The organism is Micromonospora sp. RTP1Z1, from assembly GCF_033804685.1.
In the GTDB taxonomy this organism is placed as follows: Bacteria; Actinomycetota; Actinomycetes; order Mycobacteriales; family Micromonosporaceae; genus Micromonospora.
On record NZ_JAPFQV010000028.1, the window covers coordinates 46,244 to 62,609 of the forward strand.

Below are 16,366 nucleotides of genomic sequence, written 5' to 3' on the forward strand. Positions count from 1 at the left end.
TCCCCGACCAGGGATAGCGACTCTGGGTGGGTCTGGTTTTGCGGGGTCCGTCAGGCGGTTCAGCGAACGGGCTTCGGGTCAGGCCCCGACGGATTGGAGCCGGTCGGCGGTAGCGTGTGCCGTGCCATCGAGGGTGAGGTCGTAGCCGCGGATGAATCGTGGGGTGTCCCAGGTGGACTTGCGTAGTCGTTGCAGTTCGTAGAATTTCGGGTTGGCCATGGCGGCGGCGTGCTTGAACGTCGCCAGCGCGGCCGGGGTGAGCTGCGCGGCGTCGAGGCTCAGCCGGGCACCGGCTTCCGCGTGTACCACCGGTGGCAGAGCGGGATTCACCAGGGTCGCGTCGGACCGGCTCATCGTGGCGACGTCGGCGCCGGTGGTGGCAAGCTTGGCCTGCCGGGCGATGCGTTCCGCGTCGCCGGGGCTGAGCTGGTCCAGTGTCGAGAGGAACGCCCACTGGTCCTCGTACGGCTCGAGCGTGCCGAGATCGAGGAACGTGGTTAGCCCGTCCTTGCGGGGCCGGCCCTGCAGCGGCGCGGCGACGAGGTTGCCGAAGCCGCCCTCGGGTAGGACGTCCTGGTTGGGGAACAGCCGGTCGTACGACCGCAGGTCCATCGACCCGCGCAGCACCATCGCCTCGTGCAGCAGTGCGGTGCCGACGGCACGGGCCATCGCCGCCGGGACCAGGCCGGCGAAGAAGATCCACACGTGGGCGCCGCGACGGAGATCTCCAATGCCGCCGGCACAGCGCTGGCTCGCGCCGCCTTAACGTAGGCCAGGGCATCGAGCATCGCCGTCGGGCCGTCGAAGTCGGCCACGACGAAGTGGCATGTGTTGCCGGGCAGCAGCGGGTACAGCCCCATGAACACGTCGCCGACGAGATGAGCGGCGATGACCTCAAGCGTCCGGGGCAGTTATGCGGCGCCGCGCCGGTCCATGCCCTTACGCCAGCCGCCGGCGACGGCGGGCGTCCACCCGGCAGCGCCGGTGCGGGTGTTCTCCCAGCGCACCGCGTACACGTCGACGCGGGCCCGGAACCGGTCGGCGAATAGCGCCAGCTTGTCCGCCACCGGTGAGGCCATCGTGACCAACCCCGGCGCAGCGACCGGCGCGGACAGTTGCTCCGGCGCAGGATCCGTGTCCTGACCGCGCAGTTCGAGCAGCCGTGACAGCCGGGCGTTCTCCGCCCGTAACCGTTGCACCTCGCGGCGAAGACCCTCGAAGTCGTCTACCGAACCCACCGAACCATCCTCGGGTATCGGGCTTCGAGCACCCCGGGACGGGTCCGCTATCCTGCGCCGATGGCATCGAAGCGGAATGCGGCGCTCGAGGCGATGATCGAAGAGGCCACCGTCGACGCGTACGGCGACGACGAACAGCTCACTGGCCTGTTCACCATGCTCGAAGAGCATCTGGCGGTGCCGTTCACCACCACCGTCCTCGGCATGGAGGTGACCGTGCGGAAAGTCGACCTCACCGCCGACGGCATCGTCGCGGTCTGCGCCCGGGGCCGCCACCGGCAGAAGATCGACCTGCTCGAACTGCCGCTGCCCACACCTGCACCGGACGGCGCCGACTGGATCGACGCCTACCGGCACTGGGCGGGGCGGTAGCCACGGTGAGCGAGTACCAGTACTACGAGTTCACCGCCGTCGACCGGCCGCTCACCACCCGCGAACAGGCCGAACTGCGTTCGCTGTCCACCCGGGCCGACATCACCGCCACCAGCTTCGTCAACACCTACCAGTGGGGCGACTTCAAGGGTGACCTGCGCAAGCTGATGGAGCGGTACTTCGACGCGCACCTGTACCTGGCGAACTGGGGCACCCGCCAGCTCATGTTGCGGTTGCCGAAGCACGTGCTCGACCCCGCCACCGTCGCCGACTACTGCGTGGGTGACAGTGCGTCCGCCTGGACCGCCGGCAGGCACGTCATCGTCTGCCTCCACCGGGAGGACGAGGACGGCACCGACGAGTGGGACCTCGACGGGCGCGGCCTGCTCGCCTCGATCATCCCGGCCCGGGCCGGCCTCGCCGCCGGCGACCTACGCCTGCTCTACCTGGGCTGGCTGCGCTGCGTGCAGTCGCTGGAACTCGCCGACGACGAGCCCGAGCCGCCCGTCCCGGCCGGGATGGGCACGCTCGACGCCCCGCTCACCGCGGCCGCCGAGTTCCTGTGCATCGACCCCGACCTGCTCGCAGCCGCGGCGGCCGGTTCGGCGCAGCCCGCGGCCGACGAGCCGACCGCCGCGCAACTACGCACGTGGGTCGTCCGGCTGCCAGCCCGGGAGAAGGACACCATCCTGACCGGCCTGATCACGGGCGTCGACAGCCACCTGCGCAGCCAACTGCTGCATCGGTACCGCGACGAGCAGACCACGGACGCGTCCACCACGGCAGCCTCACGCACCGCCGGGGAACTGCTCGTCGCCGCCGCAGACCTCCGCGCCGAGCGGGAGCGCCGAGACGCCGAGCAGCGCGAACGCGACCGGATCCGCCGGGAACGGTCCGCGGTGGCCGCCCGCCAGCGGCACCTCGACGCGCTGGCCGTCGACCAGCCGGGCGCCTGGCAGCAGGTGAACGAGCTCATCGACACGAAGAAGCCGCGCGAGTACGACACGGCCGTACAGCTCCTCGTCGACCTGCGCGACCTCGGCGAACGCGACGGCGGCACCGCACCGTTCCGGCAGCGGCTGGCCGAGCTTCGGACGGTGCACGCGCGTAAGCCCAGTCTGCTCGAACGCCTCGAACTGGCAGGTCTCGATGTCTGAGACAGTCCGGCCGACCGCTGCGCAGGCCCAGACCAACCTTCACGCCGTGCTGCACCTCGTGGCGCCCGGTCGACTGCGGTGCGGCGAAACGACCCGCAGGCCGGCCGCCGCGACCGTCGCCGCGGTCGCCGAGGTGCTCGACGGCGGTGACTTCTACCCCGGTGAGCCGATCGCGGCGTTCGCATGGCCGCTGCTCGTGCAGGCCGGTGGGCTGGCCGAGCTCGCTGGCGGCCGGCTCCAACTCACCGACCGCGGACGAACCGCACTGGCCAAGCCGGTCGCCGCGACGATCCGGCAGCTCTGGCGATCCTGGGTCACCACCACCGTGCTCGACGAGTTCAACCGGATCGACCAGGTCAAAGGCCAGCGCGCCGCGAACGTCCTCACCTCGGTCAAGACCCGTCGCAAGGCCGTCGCCACCGCCCTCGCCGGCTGCCCACTCGACGAGTGGACCGCCACCGACGACCTGTTCGCCACCATGCGCCGCAACCGGGAGACCTCCCCGACCGTCGCCCGCAGCGAGCGTGCACTGTGGAAGTTGTACCTTGTCGACCCCCAGTACGGCAGCCTCGGCTACAGCGGATTCGCGGACTGGCCGATCCTCGAAGGCCGGTACACCCTCGCCGTGCTGTTCGAATATGCCGCGACCCTGGGCCTCATCGACATCGACTACACCGACCCGGCCGGCGCCCGCACCGACTACCACGACAACTGGGGCGCCGACGACCTCGACTACCTCAGCCGCTATGACGGCCTGCGCGCCATCCGACTCAACCCGCTCGGCGCCTACGCACTCGGGCTGACCGGCAGCTACCTGCCACCGGCCAGCACTGCGGTGCCGGAACGGACCCTGAAGGTCCTGCCAACCCTGGACATCGTCGCCGTCGGCGACCCCACGGCCGCCGACCGGCTCGTCCTCGACGCCCACGCCGAGCACACCACTGACCGGATCTGGACCGTGCGTGCCGACACGCTGCTCGCCGCAGTCGAAACCGGCCGGCCGCTCGGCCAGTTCGTCACCTTCCTCGCCGACCGGGCAACACACGACCTGCCGGCTGCGATGACCGTCCTCGTCGACGACGTGACCACCCGCGCCGCCAGAGTCCGCGACCGCGGCCTCGTCCGCCTCGTCGAATGCGCCGACGTACCCCTCGCGACCCTGATCGCCCGCGACCCGAAACTGCGCACCCTGTGCACCCTCGTCGGCGACCGCCACCTCACCGTTCCCGTCGAACACGAAACACAGTTCCGCCGCGCACTGCGCGCCCTCGGATACACCACCACCCCGGCAGGAGGATGAGCCAGACCGCGACAGCTCAACAACCACTTCCTCGCAGGGCAGACCGCGTCGGCTGGGGACTCGAGCATGCCGATTCAGAGGTCCGCATCGGAGTTCAGATCGCGGGCGATCTTCGCGCCCGTGAACGGATCGAACAGACCTCGCCCGTCGTGCGATACGACCATCAGGATGTCGGTGCCGCTCGCCGGATCTGCTGCGGAGCCGACGCCAGCAGTCCGCCCACAGATATAGGTGTATGGCGTAGACAGCGCAGGCCATGTAGCAGGTGCAGGCATGACCAAGGCACCGGGGAACCGGTCGCGTAGCTGCTGCTAATACTCACTTATTGGGTAATGCTTCGTGACCGGCTCGTCGTCGGTGGGTGGCGAGGATCGGGTGAAGCCGTCGAAGGAAATCTGTTCGACGCATGCCGCGCGTACGGTGGCGGTCAGTTCCTCGACGGTTGGCCCCCAACCGCCTTCCCAGGCATCGTCCGCGCCGTATAGCTGGCCAAGAGGCAGGTCGATGACGCTGTTGCTGTAGTCGGTCCGGATGACGATCTCTTCGACCATCTGGGCGACCCAGCGTTCACCGGCCCGGCCGGCCAGGCACAGTTCGGCCAAGTGCCGGAAGGCATCGGTCGCGGCGGCCAGGTCGGTGGTCGGCAGGGCGATGCCGATCTCGGCCAGCGCGGCCGGTAGGAGGTCGCGAACGGCATGTGGGTCACGGCCGTCGAGTCCGGCCAGTTCTCGCAGGGTCTGGCTGTCGTGGCCGTTGACCAGCCAGGCGGCGGCGTACCACGGAACTGTCTCCACGGGCAGAGTGTCGAGCACCAGCCACGCCGCCACCGTGGCCGGCGTGGGTGCGCTCTGCGGTAGTTCAGTCATCGGCGGCCACCACCAGGGTCAGAAGGTTCGTTGCCCGGTCGATGAGGACGAGTTCGTGGAACTCGTTGTGGACGCCACCCCAGTCGTGGAACGCGGCCTTACCCAGGTCCCGCAGCCGGTAGACGGCAGTGGCCGCCCGCAACGGTGCGTACAGTTCACGCTCAAGCTCGACCTGAGTCTCATCCTGGAGTTCCGCGTCCTGCTCGGCCCAGGTCCGCAGGTGGGACTCGGAGGTGGTCGCCTCGCAGGGACCGAAGGAGGCGGCGGTGATCCGGTCCCGCCGGTAGGGTCCGTGCCGAGTGGGGTCGGTGCCCGGCTCGCCGCCGGCGTAGTCGTCGCCGTACATCTCGTGGGCGATCAGCAGCCCGAGGATGGCGCGCTCGTCGTGCTCCTCGGCGGGCAGCCGGAACCGCTTGAGGTGTATCTACTGGTAGGTGCCGTTGGCGAAGTCGACGAATACGTCCCCGACAGGTCGAGGTGGCGGGCGGTCACGGCTAACTCCGTTCGTCGTCTTCACATGCCGTCTCGAGGTGCCGGGCCAGCGTCAGCAGGCCCTGGGTGCGGTCATTGATGGTCAGGGTGTCGGGGCCGTCGAAGGGCAATGCAGCGCGCTTCCAGACCGGCGATGCGGAGAGAAGCCCGTGGTCCTTCCCGGTGAGGTGCCCGTCTGCTTTCATGCAGGTGGTGACGAGCCGGTACTGGTCTGCGATCGGTGCCCGCTGCCGACGTCCACGCCCGTTGACGAACGCGACGAGATGATCGAACCGCAGCTTTTGGCGGCCGAAGTACATGCCGGGTCGCCGTCGTATCAGGCGGAGCAATTCGCGGTGGACCATGGTTCTGCCTTGGTCTCGACGGTATGGGGGCGGCACAGCGCTGCGGCTACTGCTCGGTGGCGGCGATCTCGGTGCATAGGGCCTCCAGTGCCACGTCGTACTGATCGCGGTCGAACAGGAACGGCCCGAGCTCGGAGTAGTCCCGGGACCGGCGATGTGGTTGTTCGAAAGCGTCCCATACCACCAGGTTCCCGGTCGGCGAGATCCGGGCCATCAGCGGCCAGCAGCCCACCTCGCCACACTCGCAGCCCAGCACCACCGTCTTCGAGCCCAGGCCCGGGTTCTCCTTGCCCAGGAAGTGCTCATCGAGCGGCCCGTACCGGTAGTACGCGGGAATCAGACCGCCGTAGGCGCCGCCGGCCGGTCGCATGCCAGCGGCGAGCTCGAACCGGTCGATCACCTCGAGCAGCGGCTGGCCGTCGATGGCGGGCACGACGGCGTCGATCCGCCGATCGGCAAGCCAGCGGACGGTGAACGCGATGAGGTGCAGCCCCGCGGTCACGACGCGCCTGTCATCGGGCCGGACCCGGCGACGGCGGCGGGTTCGAGGCGGATGTCGTGCCAGCTAACCCAGCAGTCGGACTGCTCGGTGGCGATCTCGGCCCCACAGCCCGCGCAGACCAGGTTCGGGCCGTCGCAGCCGTCGAGCCGGCAGCAGCCGTTCAGCCGCCGCCGGTCCGGATGAAGGCGAAGCTCGCGGACATCCCCGGGATGGACGAGGATCGTCCCGACCGGTCCGGCCGACACCAGGACCCGAGGGTTCTCGACAGTCGGCCCGAACGGGGGCCCGAAGGGGTCGGGGTCGCGCGCGAAGTTACCCGGCGCGATGCGCGGCGGAGCCTCGCCTTCGCCGTCGTGCTCCGGTGCCCGCTCGGGGAACGGGACTTCGGTTACGTCGGGGGTCACCGCCGCCCCACAGTTCCCACAGGTGAACACCGTCATGATCCAAGGATCGCAGGTCGGGTCCCCGGCGTCGTCTCCAATAGATTGCCCGGGTAGACATCTATGCTGGTTTTGTCGTCGGTTCATGGTCCCGGTGGAGTGGGGTCGGCTTCCGCTGGTGGCATGGCATGTACAGGCTCACCGATGGTTGCAGTTCACCGCGAATCTGGGCCAGGCGACCAACACGGTGGACGGTAAGCAGCTTCTGCAGGACCGCACGCTCGAGATCTGTGAGCGGGCGCGGCTGCGATACGCCGGTGGTCACGATACGCGCCCGTCGAGGCCGACCCTGTCGTCGGAATGTTCGATGATGCGGACGGCGACCCAGTCGACGTCCTCGAGGCTGGTGTCGCGGTTGGCCATCGCGGCCACAGCACGCACCTGATCGAGGGTGTCGAGGAGCCCGAGCTGGTTGATGATGATCCCGAGGTTGTCTTGGGCGTCGCGTTGCAGACTATTGCAAAGCCACGAGTGCAGCCGGCCGGACTCGAACCCGACGACCTCGAAGCCCAATCCAACTCCGGTCGGAGCCGCGACCGGATGGGTGAGGCGGCGCCACAGCGGGTGGAAATCCGCAGCACCCCAACCACCGAATGTCTCGAGGAGCACCTCAGTCTCGGGTGCGGCCAGGTTCATCGACAGGGCATGCGTTCCCGTCCCACGACTGGCGGCGAGCGCGCTCGCCAGGTTAAGATGCCACGGCGCGGTCAGCGGATCGTCGTCCGCTGACACGAAGTCGGTCAAGCAGTCGCTGACGGTCGCGACGCTCGGCGGCAGCAGAGCCGTCCAAGGAGCTTCAGGCGGCAGCCAGCGGGGTGCGGCCACGAAGCCGGCCAGCATGAAGCCGGCGTCGGAGATCATCCGGGCATCATCGCCCATAACCTGCTGGCCGAGCAGCGGGATTCCCTGCGCCGGGTCGTTGGACGCGACCGGGTCTTGCCTTGATTGCCGCCCAGGCATCGCCGATGCAGCCTTCCTCGAATGTCCAGTGGCCGTCGGCCTCGCCGGCGGTCACCAGCGCCTTGACCGCGTGCATGTCCGCCCGCGGCGGCACATCCAGCGCCACCATCTCGAACTGCTCGACGCCCTCGCTGACCACGCCACCGGCCGTCGGTCCCCTGGGCGGGCCTGCTGGCCGTGGGCATTCGAAACCGTCAGTAGTCGGTGAACTGGTTCACCCAGGCGGGCAATAGCTCGGCCGGGAGGAACGCCTGGAGGTCACCGACAGTCTGGGTCGCCGTGCCCCGCACCTCGTACCGGCTCCCGACGCTAATCGGGGTGCGGTCGTACAGCAGGCCCTGGAGCAGCTCCAAGGTGATGGCATCCACCCGGCCGTGGAGCCGGGCCGTGTGCATCAAGGCAAGCAGGCTCTGCCGGCGGGTCTCCGGATTCAGCGAGCGCAACCCCCGGGCAACCCTGGGCAGGACCTTGTCCGTGTCGGGGTTGTTGTAGACCAGAGCGATCAGCGCGACGCCGACGTGCTCTTCCCTGCGGTCGAAGGCCGCGTCGACATCCCCGGGCTCCCGACAACGGTTGAGGTTGCCGCCCCGCTCCCAGTCAAGGTCGACGGGCTCGACGTCGTCGCCCGCCGGTGCCGAGTCGCCCGCTGCCGCATAGATCACCCGTCGAGTGTCGGCCGATCGGCACGTCACTGCCAACCAGCACCTGGGTCAGGGGTTGAGGTCAGCCCACTGCGCCTGCGTCAGCAGGCCCCCATGTTCCAGCCGGTGGGTGATCTCGGTCTTCGTGGCCGCGTCCAGCGTCTCGGGCAGGTCCTCGAACGAGGCGGGCAGGACATCCAGCAGGGAAAAGATCTGCTGGCCGTCTCGCATCGTCAACAACAGCATGCACCGCCAGTGCGGCGAAAACTCAGGCTGATGCGCGGCTCGGTGCACCAGCACCGGCCGCAGATAGTGCACCGCTTCGGGATCGGCGAATTCCACCCGTGGAACACCTGAGCTCACGCGCGATTTTCCCATGCGAGACAAGCCAGCCCAACACGCCGACGCCCGCCCGCTTCACCGCAGAGCTCCCATCAGACCAATGAGCTGCCATGGGCTTCCCGGGCAGGCAACCCAAGTTGGCAACCCGGTCATGTCCGGCTGAGCGGCATCACGAAACCACGGACGACTTGCGAAGTCATCGACTTCGCGGGCCGTACACGCCAGCGAGCGCGGCTACTATCCGGCGCGTGACCCAGGATTTGTTACAGGCAGCGGCATCCGGCGACTACGGCGCGCTAGGCCGGCTCGAGAAGATCGCCGCCGCAGACCCCGAGGCATTGACCGGGCACCTGCATCAGATGCTGGACCTGGGCCTGCTCTGGCCACCATCGCTCTACCGGGCCGCCGCTGACGACGTGGTGCACCGCGTCATCGACCAGATCGACAGTGGCCAGCCGCCAGCGCACCTCAACCACCTGCTCCTCATCCTGGCTCACACGCGTGATCCACTCGCCGAGGCCTCGCTCCGACGGTGGCAGCTGACGCCTCCGCCCGGCATGGAGCAGCTACATGTCGGTCCGCTGACGTACGCGGAGCAGGGCGGCTGGACACTGCTGCCCGACGGCACCCGCCGCGAACTCTGCGCACCCATCGCATACCAACTCGTCATGAAGGCCACCTCGAATGCAGCGGAAGGCCCTACCTGCCCGTGGTGCGACTCGCCACTGTGGACGATCATCGATCTCACGACAGACGAGCCCGCGGCCGCCGAAGTGCTCGCCCATGCCGGCTGGCAGGGGCGGCTGCGGATCACCACCTGTTTCCTATGCGCCTGCCACACGACCCTGTACAGCAAGGTCACGCCTGACGGCGACTCGACCTGGGCACCGCACAACGCGCCGCCAAGCTACCTGCAGCGCTCGACCGAAGACCCGCCGCCCCTGATGGCCACCATCGGCGAGCGGCGCGCCACCCGGTACCAGGCCAGCGCATGGGACAGAGGCGGCTCCACGCTCGGCGGCCACCCGCAGTGGATCCAGGACGCCGAACACGCCGACTGCGCCACCTGCGGACAGCCGATGGATTACATCGGGCTCGTCGGCGGCGCAGACCTCGACGATCTCGGCGAGGGTGCCTACTACCTCCAACTCCACGCGCCATGCGGCGTCGCCGCGGTGTGCTACCAGCAGAGCTGAACCTCGCCGAATCCGCCACCGGCAGGTGTGGAACCCGCAACCCTGCCCTTCCCGAAAACCTCATCCGCCTAGGTGGAGCCGCTGTAAGCGGATCTTGACGGCGGCCGCAGGAGCCGGGTCCTCTCCCGAATGCCTCTCCCACCCCCGGCGTGATGATCGGCTGTGCTGCTTCGACTGGCCTACCTCGGTGTGACGAACGCGTTCGCGCTACTGCGACTGCTTCCGATGAGCGACCGGGACAAGGACGTAGAGATCCTGGCGCTGCGCCACCAGATCACGGTCCTGGAGCGACAGCTGGGCAAGATCCGGCCGCGGTTCTCCCCCAGCGACCGAGCGTTCCTGGCGGCCCTGCTGCACCGGCTCCCGCTCGACGTGCTCCATCGGTTCAGGCTGCTGGTGCGCCCAGACACGGTGCTGCGCTGGCACCGCGACCTCCTCGCGCGCCGCCACGCCGCCAAGTCCTGGCCAAAACGGCCGGGCCAGCCGCGTACCGTCCGCTCCATCCGCCTCCTGGTGCTGCGCCTGGCGCGGGAAAATCCCACCTGGGGTTACCGTCGCATCCATGGCGAACTGCTCGTCCTCGGGATCAAGGTCGCCGCCTCCACCGTGTGGGAGATCCTCAACGATGCCGGGATCGACCCGGCGCCCGAGCGCACCTCCACCACGTGGGCCGACTTCCTCCGCTGCCAAGCCGACGCCCTGCTCGCCTGCGACTTCTTCGAGACAACCACGCTGACCGGCGCCCGCATGTACGTGCTCGCAGTCATCGAGCACACCAGCCGCCGGATCCGCATCCTCGGCGCCACCGCCCACCCGACCGCCTCTTGGGTAGCCCAAGCCGCGAAGAACCTGGTGATGGACCTGGAGGACGCCGACCGCCGGGCACGGTTCCTGATCCGAGACCGCGACGGAAAGTTCCCCTCCCTGTTCGATACCGTGCTCAACGACGCGGGGATCGAGGTAGTGCTCAGCGGCGTCCGGATGCCGAGAATGAACGCGCTCATGGAGCAGCACGTGATGACCGATGTCGTGATCGCCAAGGTCGATATCGGCCAGGTGGCGAAGCGTGGACCGGCGCGAGACAGGGTCGACGATCAGACTGTCGCCCAGGTGGTGGAGCAGGCTCGCGGCTGGAGGTGACCCGGATGTGAAGGGCTCGCAGCCCATCGGTGATCATCTGAGTGTCGAGTTCGGATGGTCACAAGTGAAGAGCTGCGAGCATGGTCAACGATACGACCCGGCCAGCGTGGGCGTCGGGGCCGCGGCAGCGATCCCGAGTGGCGGATCCGTAACCGGCTGACGCGATCAGCGGCCCGCATGAGCGGCAAGCACGTCGACCGCCTGGTCGACACTCTCGAGGCCCTGCCTGCCAAGATCGGCGCCCCGATCCTCACCGCATGGAACGCCAAAGAAGACCTGCTCGACCTGCTCGCGACCGCCCGCACCCACCCCAACCGGGAACACCTCCACCGGCTGCTACGCCGCTTCTACACTCGCTGCGCCGCCTCTGATCTGCCCGAACTCCATCGGCTCGCCACCACGATCGAGACCTGGTGGCCGCAGATCCTCGCGTTCCTGATCACCGGCATCACCAACGCCGGGTCAGAAGGAACCAACCGGGTCATCAAGACCGTCGCCCGCGACGCCTACGGCTTCCGAAACCCCGGAAACCAGCGGCTACGCACCCGCACCGCGACCACCCGACGCCACCGCGGACACCTCAACCCCGCTTAACTTCGATGAGCCCTGATGATCCCGTCCGAGGCGAGCGTGGCTGGGCAGCTACCTCGGCTGGCCATGTGCTCGGGTCCGTCATCGTCGCCGCGCCGGCGCTCACGTCGTTCGTGGTCTTGGTCAGTGCCGCCGCACGGCCGCTTCCCTGACTGTCCTACTGCCGAACAGGGGGTGCGAGACGCGCCGGTACGGCTGTCGGTATGCCGATGCCTTCTCGTACGCAGGCTCTGGCGCTCATGCGTCTAGGATGGGCGGCAGGGAAATGACCGCGCGGTCATCACTGGGCTACAAATGGCGGGTCGCACATGGCATCCGAACCGGGCGCGTTGCCGGCAGATCCGGTAGACCTGGTCAAGGCGGTCCTCGACATCTCTCCATTGCGAGAGCGAGTCGCGGAGCATCTGGCCGGCTTTCTGTCCGCCCGACTGGGGCGGGCACCGCATCCAGATCTCGACCGGGTTCTCCTCGAGCCCGTCGTCGACCTGCTGCTGCGTGACGGGAAGAGGCTGCGGCCCGCATTCTGCTATTGGGGATGGCGCGGCGCCGGCGGCGCCGACTGCGAGGAGGTGCTGGTCGCGGCCACATCGCTCGAGTTGCTGCACGGCTGCGCGCTGATCCACGACGACGTCATGGACGGCTCGGTGCTGCGCCGCGGTGGGCGCGCTGTGCACAGCGAGTTAGCAGCACGGCACGTGGCACGGGGTTGGCGAGGCCTAGGCGATCATTTCGGGATTGCCGGAGCTGTCGTCGCCGGCGATCTGTGCCTCGTATGGGCGGACGAGATGCTTCGGGCCAGCGGGCTGCCACCCGAGTCGTTGACGAGAGCGGGGCCGGTCTTCGATGCGATGCGCGCGGAGACGATCCGGGGCCAGTACCTGGACCTCATCACGCAGGCCGAGGGGGCGTTGCGGGTCGAGGATGCGATCGCCGTCGCGCAAGCCAAGACCGCGGCGAGCACCACGGTGGGGCCGCTGCGGTTCGGTGCGACGCTCGCCGGTGCGGGCGAGGATCTGCTTGCTGCTTACTCCGACTACGCTCTGCCGTTGGGAGTCGCGTTCCAGCTCAGGGACGACCTGCTGGGCTCGTTCGGCGACCCCGGCACGACCGGCAAGCCGTCCGGCGATGACCTGCGGGACGGCAAATGCACACTGCTGCTGGCGGAGGCGCGCCGTCGGGCCGGGGCAGCTGATGCGCGGCGCATCGACGCATTGCTGGTCGAAGGCACCGATAACGCGGTCGTCGAACTGCGTGCGATTATCGAGGGCAGCGGCGCGCGGACGTTCGTCGAGGACGAGGTCGCCAGGCTTGGGGCGGCGGCTCTGGCCGCTCTGCAACGTGCGCCGTTGGTCGACGACTCCGCCCGTTCGGTCCTGCGCGGCCTCGCCCTGGCTGTGACCACGTTCGACCCGCTGGCAAACCCGAACGGGTCACGCCGCGAGCCTGGCGAAAACGAGCGCGACAGCCAGCAGCGGCACAGCGTATGACAGCATCCGCAGGGCGCCGTCCAGCGGGACAAGTAGCGTGTCCCGGTCGAGTTTGCTCCGCGCTCCGTCGGTGAAGGCGACGGCGCCTGACACGTCGCGCACCCGCCGGCGCAGGGTGCGCGCTGGGGTGCTCAGGCGCCGTTGCGCAAGCGACAGCGCGGTGGAGCCGAGCGTGGCCGCGGCCACGGCCAGGATGGTGGCCGCGTTGACCGTCGGGGCCTGCGCGACGAACCCGACAATCACCGGGAAGCCACCCCACGCCGCGGCGAAACCGAAGTCAGTGTGCAGTCGGCCACCGAACAATTCCAGGTTGTAGGCGAACACGAGGAAGACGCCCAGCACGATGAAGGGGATGAGCACCGGCCCGGTGTACGCGATCGTCACCGCCCCGAGCGCGACCGCGCTTGCCAAGCTCACGATCGCAACCGCCCACAGCACCCGGTCGGGGATGGAGGTGGCCAGCGGACGGCCGTTCAGTTCGTCCAGGGCATGCGCGGCGAGTCCAACTGCGAGAAAGAATGCCAGCGCGGTGGCGCCGAGCACCAGCCAGTTGATGTGGGGTGCCAGCAGTGCGCCAAGCACCGCGTACGAGACATGCCACGCGGTGTACGGCGGGTGCAGCACCGTCCACCAGTCGGCCCCCCGGCCGCCACGCCGGGCGTAGAACGCGGCACCCGGAGCCGCCGCGTGTTCAACGCCCGGCTCGGCACGGCCCTGCCCGGCCGGCGGCCGGGCGTCCCTCGCTGATGCAGACTCGTCAGCCACGAGCCTTCCGTCCCCACATCACCAGGCCGCCACCGAGGCTCATCCGGCGAATGGTCACGTCCTCGGCCCCGGCCGCCTCCCACGCTGCGATGGTCCATTCGACCGGGTACCGGCGGTAGTGCTCACTGATCGAGGGTCCGAGGAAGCGGCCCACCTTGGCCCACTCACGGCCACCTGTGACGAAGCCCGCGGCCGGCAGCACGACGCGGGTGTACCCGACCCAGCCGGCCCTCCACACCGGGTTGCTCGGCACCAGGAACTCCAGGTTGGCAACCGTCCCGCCCGGACGCACAACTCTGAACAGCTCCTGCAGCGTGGCGGCCGGGTCAGCGACATACCGCAGCAGATAGGTGAAGGTGAGGGCGTCGAAGGTGCTGGCCGGAAAGGGAAGTTGCTCAGCCTTTCCCAACACCAGACGGATCCGGTCGCCTCGGGCGCGGCGCGCGACGCGACTCTGGCCGCGCCGCAGCATGTCCACGCTGACATCGATGCCAGTCGTGGTCATACCGCTGCGATCGGTGAGCATGAGCGAGACGCCCGCGGTGCCGGTGGCAACGTCCAGCACCCGCCCTGAGGAGCCGTTCATCCGTAGCACGGCGTCCACCATCGCGCGGCGCCACCGGTGGTTTTGACCGAACGAGAGCACCTCGGCGAGCAGGTCGTACCGGGCCGGCAGGTCCTTGAACAGCTCTCTGGCGAACGCGTTGGGCTCAGCGCGGGATCGCTGTACGCTACGCATACCGCCTCCTCTATGTCAGCGAGTATGCCTCACTCTATGCGACGACACGACGCCATAGTGGTCGGCGCGGGCCCAGCCGGAAGCATTGCCGCGCTTGTCCTGGCCCGCGCCGGGGTGGATGTCGCACTCGTCGACCGGCGCAGGTTCCCCCGCGAGAAAGCCTGCGGCGATCTCGTCGGCCCACGCGGCGTCCACCTGCTCGACGAGCTCGGTGTTTCGGTAACCGGAGCGCGGCCGCTGCAAGACATGATTGTCGTGGCGCCCAACAACCGGCGTGTCCTGCTGCCCGCCCTACCCGGCAGCAACTACGCCGACCACGCCATCGCCGTCACCCGTGAGCAGTTCGACACGCGGCTGTTCGACATGGCGGTCGCGGCCGGCGCGATCCCGGTGCAACGACGGGTCACCGGCCTCGTGTACGACCAGGGCGTCGTGGACGGGGTCCAGGTCAGCGGCGGCGCCACCATCCGCGGCGACGTGGTCCTGGGCGCGGACGGCGCGACCAGTTCAGTAGCGCACAGCGCTGGCCTGGCCGACTCCGCGAAGGCCCTATGGGGATTCGCGTTGCGTGGCTACCTCGACGACGACATGGACCTGCCCCACATCGTGTTGTGGGAGCCCCGACGGTGGCGACTGTTTCCCGGCTACGGCTGGGCGTTCCCGATGGCGGGCGGCGGCGTGAATGTGGGCCTCGGCCTCGCGTTCGGGTCCGACCGTGTCGCGAGCCGCCACGCCGGCGAGCAGTTGGACAACTTCCTCGCCCATCTCGAACGCCTAGGACTGCTGCCCAGGTCCAAACCGCGCTCCCTCACCGGCGGCTGGCTCAAGATGGGCGTGCTCGGCACCACGCCGGCCGCGAACGGCGTGCTGCTCGTCGGCGACGCGGCCGGACTCGTCAATCCGCTGCAGGGCGAGGGCATCGCCCAGGCCATGGCCAGCGGCCACGCCGCCGCGAACGCCATCCTCCAGGCGGGGCCGCGCTGCGCCGGCCGCCACTACCTGGCGTACCTGCACGGCGCGATACGTCACCATCGCACGAACGTGCCGGTCCACGCCGGCATGGTGAAGCATCCGCTTGCGTTGGCACTCACCGCGCGGGCACTGTCGGCTCCGGGAATCGGCGCGGCCATCGCCGGAGCATGGGGGCTGTACTGGAACGACCTGGCGCACGATGCACTACCCAGCCGGCACCGCCGGCTCGCTACGGCAGCCAGCCGCACCATCGCGGCCGCCGGCCGGCGAGGCGACGCCGCCCACTGGTTCACCGCCCAATTCACCACCGCGGACCCGAGACCTGCAGAAGCTCACTGAACCGCCCCGGGCTTGGTAGCGGCGCGACCTCTCTGTGGAGGATCGAGCCATGTTACGCCCTTCCCCTTATCCCCGGGAGCTGCGTGAGCGGGCGGTGCGGAAAGCTCACGCGTGTGGGTGCCAGAAAGTCGGTCACTCTACGCGGCCTGCGAGCATTCGCCAATCAGGCCGCCGAGGCGATCACGCCGCAGCACCCGCCCGCCGGCGATGGCGACCGGCGGTTGCGCAGCTCCGAGCGGCGGCGCCGGTGCCAACGGACGATGTGGACGGTGCGAGTTGTAATGGTCGACGTACTCGACCACCACCGACTCTGGGTGGCGCCGTCCGAAGATCAGCATGCGGTCAAGCAGCCCACGGCGGTACGCAACCGGACGGGCCGCGTTGTCGCAGCGATCAGACGTCGCCGCCCACCTCACGACCTGGACCTCCACGCTGGAGTCCATCGTCTCCCATCTGGAGAGGCCGCTGCGCCGCATGGCATTG

20 protein-coding genes and 1 pseudogene are annotated in these 16,366 nt (G+C 69.0%); 8 read left to right on the forward strand and 13 right to left on the reverse strand.

Annotated features, from left to right (window positions below):
- Window positions 1–78 precede the first annotated feature (78 nt).
- Window positions 79–1,409, reverse strand: a pseudogene (locus SLP03_RS31650) (TOTE conflict system archaeo-eukaryotic primase domain-containing protein).
- Between SLP03_RS31650 and SLP03_RS16020 the strand changes: the two are divergent.
- The 3 genes from SLP03_RS16020 to SLP03_RS16030 are packed head-to-tail and all read left to right on the forward strand — an operon-like array spanning window position 1,299 to window position 4,067.
- Window positions 1,299–1,610: a hypothetical protein gene (locus SLP03_RS16020; protein WP_319461391.1), complete on the forward strand. Its 312-nt coding sequence runs from the start codon at window positions 1,299–1,301 to the stop codon at window positions 1,608–1,610. The pseudogene SLP03_RS31650 and the gene SLP03_RS16020 overlap by 111 nt on opposite strands.
- A 5-nt stretch (window positions 1,611–1,615) precedes the next feature.
- Window positions 1,616–2,767 carry a hypothetical protein gene (locus SLP03_RS16025; protein WP_319461392.1) on the forward strand — a complete coding sequence of 384 codons (1,152 nt, stop codon included), beginning with the start codon at window positions 1,616–1,618 and terminating at the stop codon, window positions 2,765–2,767.
- Window positions 2,760–4,067: a hypothetical protein gene (locus tag SLP03_RS16030; RefSeq protein ID WP_319461393.1), complete on the forward strand. Its 1,308-nt coding sequence runs from the start codon at window positions 2,760–2,762 to the stop codon at window positions 4,065–4,067. The genes SLP03_RS16025 and SLP03_RS16030 overlap by 8 nt, the downstream gene beginning before the upstream one ends.
- A 311-nt stretch (window positions 4,068–4,378) precedes the next feature.
- On the opposite strand, the gene SLP03_RS16035 is transcribed toward SLP03_RS16030, so the two are convergent.
- The 9 genes from SLP03_RS16035 to SLP03_RS16075 form a co-directional block, all read right to left on the reverse strand.
- Window positions 4,379–4,933, reverse strand: a complete 555-nt coding sequence (locus SLP03_RS16035) for a hypothetical protein (protein ID WP_413644530.1) — start codon at window positions 4,931–4,933, stop codon at window positions 4,379–4,381.
- Window positions 4,926–5,279: a hypothetical protein gene (locus tag SLP03_RS16040; RefSeq protein ID WP_319461395.1), complete on the reverse strand. Its 354-nt coding sequence runs from the start codon at window positions 5,277–5,279 to the stop codon at window positions 4,926–4,928. The genes SLP03_RS16035 and SLP03_RS16040 overlap by 8 nt, the downstream gene beginning before the upstream one ends.
- A gap of 148 nt (window positions 5,280–5,427) precedes the next feature.
- On the reverse strand, window positions 5,428–5,724 hold the full coding sequence (locus tag SLP03_RS16045) for a hypothetical protein (protein WP_319461396.1): 297 nt from the start codon (window positions 5,722–5,724) through the stop codon (window positions 5,428–5,430).
- 91 nt (window positions 5,725–5,815) lie between these two features.
- Window positions 5,816–6,271, reverse strand: coding sequence for a hypothetical protein (locus SLP03_RS16050; RefSeq protein WP_319461397.1), 456 nt, complete (start codon window positions 6,269–6,271; stop codon window positions 5,816–5,818).
- Window positions 6,268–6,711 (reverse strand): hypothetical protein, encoded by a 444-nt coding sequence (locus SLP03_RS16055; protein ID WP_319461398.1) that lies wholly within the window; start codon window positions 6,709–6,711, stop codon window positions 6,268–6,270. Before SLP03_RS16055 ends, SLP03_RS16050 begins: the two co-directional genes overlap by 4 nt.
- A gap of 261 nt (window positions 6,712–6,972) precedes the next feature.
- Complete coding sequence (locus tag SLP03_RS16060) at window positions 6,973–7,572, reverse strand: hypothetical protein (RefSeq protein ID WP_319461399.1); 600 nt, start codon at window positions 7,570–7,572, stop codon at window positions 6,973–6,975.
- Window positions 7,573–7,579: 7 nt separating this feature from the next.
- Window positions 7,580–7,810 (reverse strand): hypothetical protein, encoded by a 231-nt coding sequence (locus SLP03_RS16065; RefSeq protein ID WP_319461400.1) that lies wholly within the window; start codon window positions 7,808–7,810, stop codon window positions 7,580–7,582.
- Between the two features lie 55 nt (window positions 7,811–7,865).
- Complete coding sequence (locus SLP03_RS16070; RefSeq protein WP_319461401.1) at window positions 7,866–8,333, reverse strand: hypothetical protein; 468 nt, start codon at window positions 8,331–8,333, stop codon at window positions 7,866–7,868.
- Between the two features lie 48 nt (window positions 8,334–8,381).
- On the reverse strand, window positions 8,382–8,654 hold the full coding sequence (locus SLP03_RS16075) for a hypothetical protein (protein WP_319461402.1): 273 nt from the start codon (window positions 8,652–8,654) through the stop codon (window positions 8,382–8,384).
- A 248-nt stretch (window positions 8,655–8,902) separates the two neighbouring features.
- Between SLP03_RS16075 and SLP03_RS16080 the strand changes: the two genes are divergently transcribed.
- The 4 genes from SLP03_RS16080 to SLP03_RS16095 all read left to right on the forward strand — a co-directional run bounded on the left by SLP03_RS16080 (window position 8,903) and on the right by SLP03_RS16095 (window position 13,068).
- Window positions 8,903–9,850 (forward strand): hypothetical protein, encoded by a 948-nt coding sequence (locus SLP03_RS16080; protein ID WP_319461403.1) that lies wholly within the window; start codon window positions 8,903–8,905, stop codon window positions 9,848–9,850.
- A 162-nt stretch (window positions 9,851–10,012) separates the two neighbouring features.
- The gene (locus SLP03_RS16085) at window positions 10,013–10,990 is read left to right on the forward strand and encodes a transcriptional regulator (protein WP_319461404.1); all 978 of its coding nucleotides are present in this window, start codon (window positions 10,013–10,015) and stop codon (window positions 10,988–10,990) included.
- 54 nt (window positions 10,991–11,044) lie between these two features.
- Window positions 11,045–11,584 (forward strand): transposase, encoded by a 540-nt coding sequence (locus tag SLP03_RS16090; protein WP_319461405.1) that lies wholly within the window; start codon window positions 11,045–11,047, stop codon window positions 11,582–11,584.
- A 305-nt stretch (window positions 11,585–11,889) separates the two neighbouring features.
- The gene (locus tag SLP03_RS16095) at window positions 11,890–13,068 is read left to right on the forward strand and encodes a polyprenyl synthetase family protein (RefSeq protein WP_319461406.1); all 1,179 of its coding nucleotides are present in this window, start codon (window positions 11,890–11,892) and stop codon (window positions 13,066–13,068) included.
- Here the strand turns inward: SLP03_RS16095 and SLP03_RS16100 are convergent.
- Together SLP03_RS16100 and SLP03_RS16105 are read right to left on the reverse strand one after the other, a co-directional pair.
- Window positions 13,012–13,833, reverse strand: coding sequence for a hypothetical protein (locus tag SLP03_RS16100; protein ID WP_319461407.1), 822 nt, complete (start codon window positions 13,831–13,833; stop codon window positions 13,012–13,014). The genes SLP03_RS16095 and SLP03_RS16100 overlap by 57 nt on opposite strands.
- The gene (locus SLP03_RS16105; protein WP_319461408.1) at window positions 13,826–14,572 is read right to left on the reverse strand and encodes a class I SAM-dependent methyltransferase; all 747 of its coding nucleotides are present in this window, start codon (window positions 14,570–14,572) and stop codon (window positions 13,826–13,828) included. Before SLP03_RS16105 ends, SLP03_RS16100 begins: the two co-directional genes overlap by 8 nt.
- Before the next feature lie 36 nt (window positions 14,573–14,608).
- Here SLP03_RS16105 and SLP03_RS16110 point away from each other — a divergent pair, with 36 nt between their 5' ends.
- Window positions 14,609–15,883 carry a geranylgeranyl reductase family protein gene (locus SLP03_RS16110; RefSeq protein ID WP_319461409.1) on the forward strand — a complete coding sequence of 425 codons (1,275 nt, stop codon included), beginning with the start codon at window positions 14,609–14,611 and terminating at the stop codon, window positions 15,881–15,883.
- A 137-nt stretch (window positions 15,884–16,020) separates the two neighbouring features.
- On the opposite strand, the gene SLP03_RS16115 is transcribed toward SLP03_RS16110, so the two are convergent.
- Window positions 16,021–16,326, reverse strand: coding sequence for a hypothetical protein (locus tag SLP03_RS16115; RefSeq protein ID WP_319461410.1), 306 nt, complete (start codon window positions 16,324–16,326; stop codon window positions 16,021–16,023).
- Window positions 16,327–16,366 lie beyond the last annotated feature (40 nt).